Genomic DNA, 3,190 nt, shown 5'->3' on the forward strand with positions numbered 1-3,190 from the left:
ATGGTACAGATTTCCAAGGTTGCTGAGGAAAAAGGTCTCATGCCAGCTGGAATAACCCAGTCCATCACAGCTATGTGTCAGAAATTTGGCTTGCCTGTTGACTATGAAAACTGGGATGTTGACAAGCTCTATCAGGCTTTGACTCATGACAAGAAAGCGCGTGGCAACACCTTGAAATTGGTCTTGGTACCAGAGCTTGGTTCAGCGACCATTCACCCAGTTTCTCTAGAAGAGATGAAAGACTACTTGGTAAAATAAGGAGAACGAATGAGATATTTAACTGCAGGAGAATCACACGGCCCCCGTTTGACGGCTATCATTGAAGGAATTCCAGCTGGACTTCCTTTGACAGCCGAGGACATCAATGACGACCTTAAACGCCGTCAGGGTGGCTATGGTCGTGGTGGTCGTATGAAGATTGAGAGTGACCAGGTTGTCTTTACTTCGGGCGTTCGCCACGGGAAGACAACAGGGGCTCCCATTACCATGGATGTTATCAATAAAGACCACCAAAAATGGCTGGATATCATGTCTGCGGAGGACATCGAAGACCGCCTTAAAAGCAAGCGGAAAATCACCCATCCACGTCCAGGTCATGCCGATTTGGTTGGGGGCATCAAGTACCGTTTTGATGATTTGCGAAATTCCTTGGAGCGCTCATCAGCTCGTGAAACTACCATGCGGGTGGCAGTTGGGGCAGTAGCTAAACGCCTCTTGGCTGAGCTAGATATGGAGATTGCCAACCATGTCGTGGTCTTTGGTGGCAAGGAAATCGATGTACCTGAAAATCTGACAGTTGCTGAGATTAAGGAACGAGCTGCCCAGTCTGAAGTTTCTATTGTCAACCAAGAACGGGAACAGGAAATTAAGGATTACATTGACCAAATCAAGCGTGACGGTGATACCATTGGTGGGGTTGTGGAGACAGTCGTCGGAGGAGTTCCAGTCGGCCTTGGTTCCTATGTCCAATGGGACAGAAAATTGGATGCGCGATTGGCCCAAGCAGTTGTCTCTATCAATGCCTTTAAAGGGGTGGAATTTGGTCTTGGCTTTGAAGCTGGTTACCGAAAAGGTAGCCAAGTTATGGACGAAATTCTCTGGTCTAAAGAAGACGGCTATACTCGTCGTACCAATAATCTAGGTGGTTTTGAAGGGGGTATGACCAATGGGCAACCCATCGTTGTTCGTGGCGTCATGAAACCCATTCCTACTCTTTATAAACCACTCATGAGTGTAGATATCGAGACTCACGAACCTTACAAGGCAACCGTGGAGAGAAGTGATCCGACCGCTCTTCCAGCTGCCGGTGTGGTTATGGAAGCTGTTGTGGCAACGGTTCTAGCACAAGAAATCCTTGAAAAATTCTCATCAGATAATCTTGAAGAATTAAAAGAGGCAGTTGCCAAGCACCGAGACTATACAAAGAACTATTAAGGAGTCCTTATGGCAAAAACCATCTATATCGCAGGTCTCGGTTTGATTGGTGCTTCGATGGCGCTCGGTATCAGGCGTGACCATCCGGATTATGAAATTTTGGGTTATAATCGTAGTCAAGCTTCGAGAGATATTGCTTTGAAAGAAGGCATGATTGACCGTGCAACAGATGATTTTGCCAGTTTTGCTCCTTTGGCAGATACCATCATCCTCAGTTTACCGATTAAACAAACCATTGCTTTTATTAAGGAGCTGGCAGATTTAGACTTGAAAGAAGGCGTCATTATCTCGGATGCTGGCTCAACCAAGTCAGCCATCGTGGATGCGGCAGAGGAATATTTAGCTGGCAAGTCTGTTCGCTTTGTCGGGGCCCATCCCATGGCTGGTAGCCACAAGACAGGGGCTGCTTCTGCGGATGTTAATCTCTTTGAAAATGCCTACTATATCTTCACACCTTCGAGATTGACTGGTCTAGATACGCTTGAGGAAATGAAGGATTTGCTTTCAGGCCTTCATGCTCGTTTTATTGAGATTGATGCCAAGGAGCATGATCGGGTGACTTCTCAGATAAGCCATTTTCCTCATATTCTGGCTTCTAGTCTCATGGAGCAGACCGCGGTCTATGCTCAAGAACATGAGCTGGCAAGACACTTTGCGGCAGGTGGTTTTCGAGATATGACCCGAATTGCGGAAAGTGAGCCAGGTATGTGGACTTCCATTCTCTTGTCCAATCGTGAAACTATTCTGGATCGAATTGAGGATTTCAAGGAGCGCTTAGACGAGGTTGGACAAGCCATCAGTAAGGGAGATGAAGAGCAAATCTGGAACTTTTTCAACCAAGCGCGTGCGCAGCGGCAGGCCATGGAAATCCATAGACGTGGTGGTGTGGATAGCTCTTATGACCTCTATGTCGACGTCCCCGATGAAGAAGATGTTATCTTGCGGATTTTGGAATTACTTCGTGGGACTTCTTTGGTTAATATCCACATCAACGAAGAAAACCGTGAGGATGTTCACGGGATTCTACAAATTTCCTTTAAAAATGCTCAAGATTTAGAACGGGCCGAGCGCTTAATTACAGAAAATACGGACTACACAGTCGTCATCAAATAAGGAGAAAATCATGTCAAATATTTACGATAGTGCAAACGAACTCAGTCGCGGGTTACGCGAATTATCAGAATACAAGGCGGTTAAGGCAGCAAAAGATGCCATCCACGCTGATGAACAAGCTAGCAAGATTTTTGCAGACTATATCGCCTTCCAGCAAGAAATTCAAGTCATGGCGCAAACGGGACAAATGCCAGACGCCTCTTTCCAAGAAAAGATGCAGTCTTTCAGCAAGCAAATCCAAGAGAACGCTCTTTTGTCAGATTTCTTTTCCAAACAGCAACAATTATCCATTTACCTTTCAGATATTGAAAAAATTGTTTTTGAACCTGTTTCAGAATTATTGAAATAGGATTTTATCTGTATAAAAGCCAGAAATTTCAGGAATTTCTGGCTTTTTTGTGATAAAATAAGAAAAAGTATTGCAAGTATGAGGTCAACTATGAAACTAAAAACAAACATTCGCTACTTACATGGCAGTATCCGGGTTCCAGGTGACAAGTCTATCAGCCACCGTTCCATTATTTTTGGAAGTCTGGCTGAGGGAGAAACCAAGGTTTATGATATTCTGCGTGGGGAGGATGTACTTTCAACCATGCAGGTTTTTCGTGACCTTGGTGTTGAAATTGAGGACAAGGATGGGGTT

The 3,190-nt window shown here is 45.1% G+C and carries 4 protein-coding genes and 1 pseudogene; all 5 read left to right on the forward strand.

Annotated elements, in window-relative coordinates; translation table 11 throughout:
• Nucleotides 1-258, forward strand: a 258-nt coding sequence (locus SORDD15_RS01485) for a 3-dehydroquinate synthase family protein (protein ID WP_061413740.1), incomplete at its 5' end; no start/stop codon positions are given.
• 9 nt (nt 259-267) lie between these two features.
• Nucleotides 268-1,434 carry a chorismate synthase gene (gene aroC, locus SORDD15_RS01490; RefSeq protein WP_001269846.1) on the forward strand — a complete coding sequence of 389 codons (1,167 nt, stop codon included), beginning with the start codon at nt 268-270 and terminating at the stop codon, nt 1,432-1,434.
• Nucleotides 1,435-1,443: 9 nt separating this feature from the next.
• Nucleotides 1,444-2,547: a prephenate dehydrogenase gene (locus tag SORDD15_RS01495; protein WP_061413742.1), complete on the forward strand. Its 1,104-nt coding sequence runs from the start codon at nt 1,444-1,446 to the stop codon at nt 2,545-2,547.
• A gap of 10 nt (nt 2,548-2,557) precedes the next feature.
• Nucleotides 2,558-2,896 carry a YlbF/YmcA family competence regulator gene (locus tag SORDD15_RS01500; RefSeq protein WP_061413745.1) on the forward strand — a complete coding sequence of 113 codons (339 nt, stop codon included), beginning with the start codon at nt 2,558-2,560 and terminating at the stop codon, nt 2,894-2,896.
• A gap of 90 nt (nt 2,897-2,986) precedes the next feature.
• Nucleotides 2,987-3,190, forward strand: a pseudogene (locus tag SORDD15_RS01505) (3-phosphoshikimate 1-carboxyvinyltransferase); the annotation flags it as partial.

It is taken from the genome of Streptococcus oralis (genome assembly GCF_001578935.1).
Lineage (GTDB): Bacteria > Bacillota > Bacilli > Lactobacillales > Streptococcaceae > Streptococcus > Streptococcus oralis_R.

Bases quoted from the DNA above. Each gene is read 5' to 3' on its own strand.
- aroC (WP_001269846.1), top strand. From the start codon at position 268: ATGAGATATTTAACTGCAGGAGAATCACACGGCCCCCGTTTGACGGCT.
- SORDD15_RS01495 (WP_061413742.1), top strand. From the start codon at position 1,444: ATGGCAAAAACCATCTATATCGCAGGTCTCGGTTTGATTGGTGCTTCG.
- SORDD15_RS01500 (WP_061413745.1), top strand. From the start codon at position 2,558: ATGTCAAATATTTACGATAGTGCAAACGAACTCAGTCGCGGGTTACGC.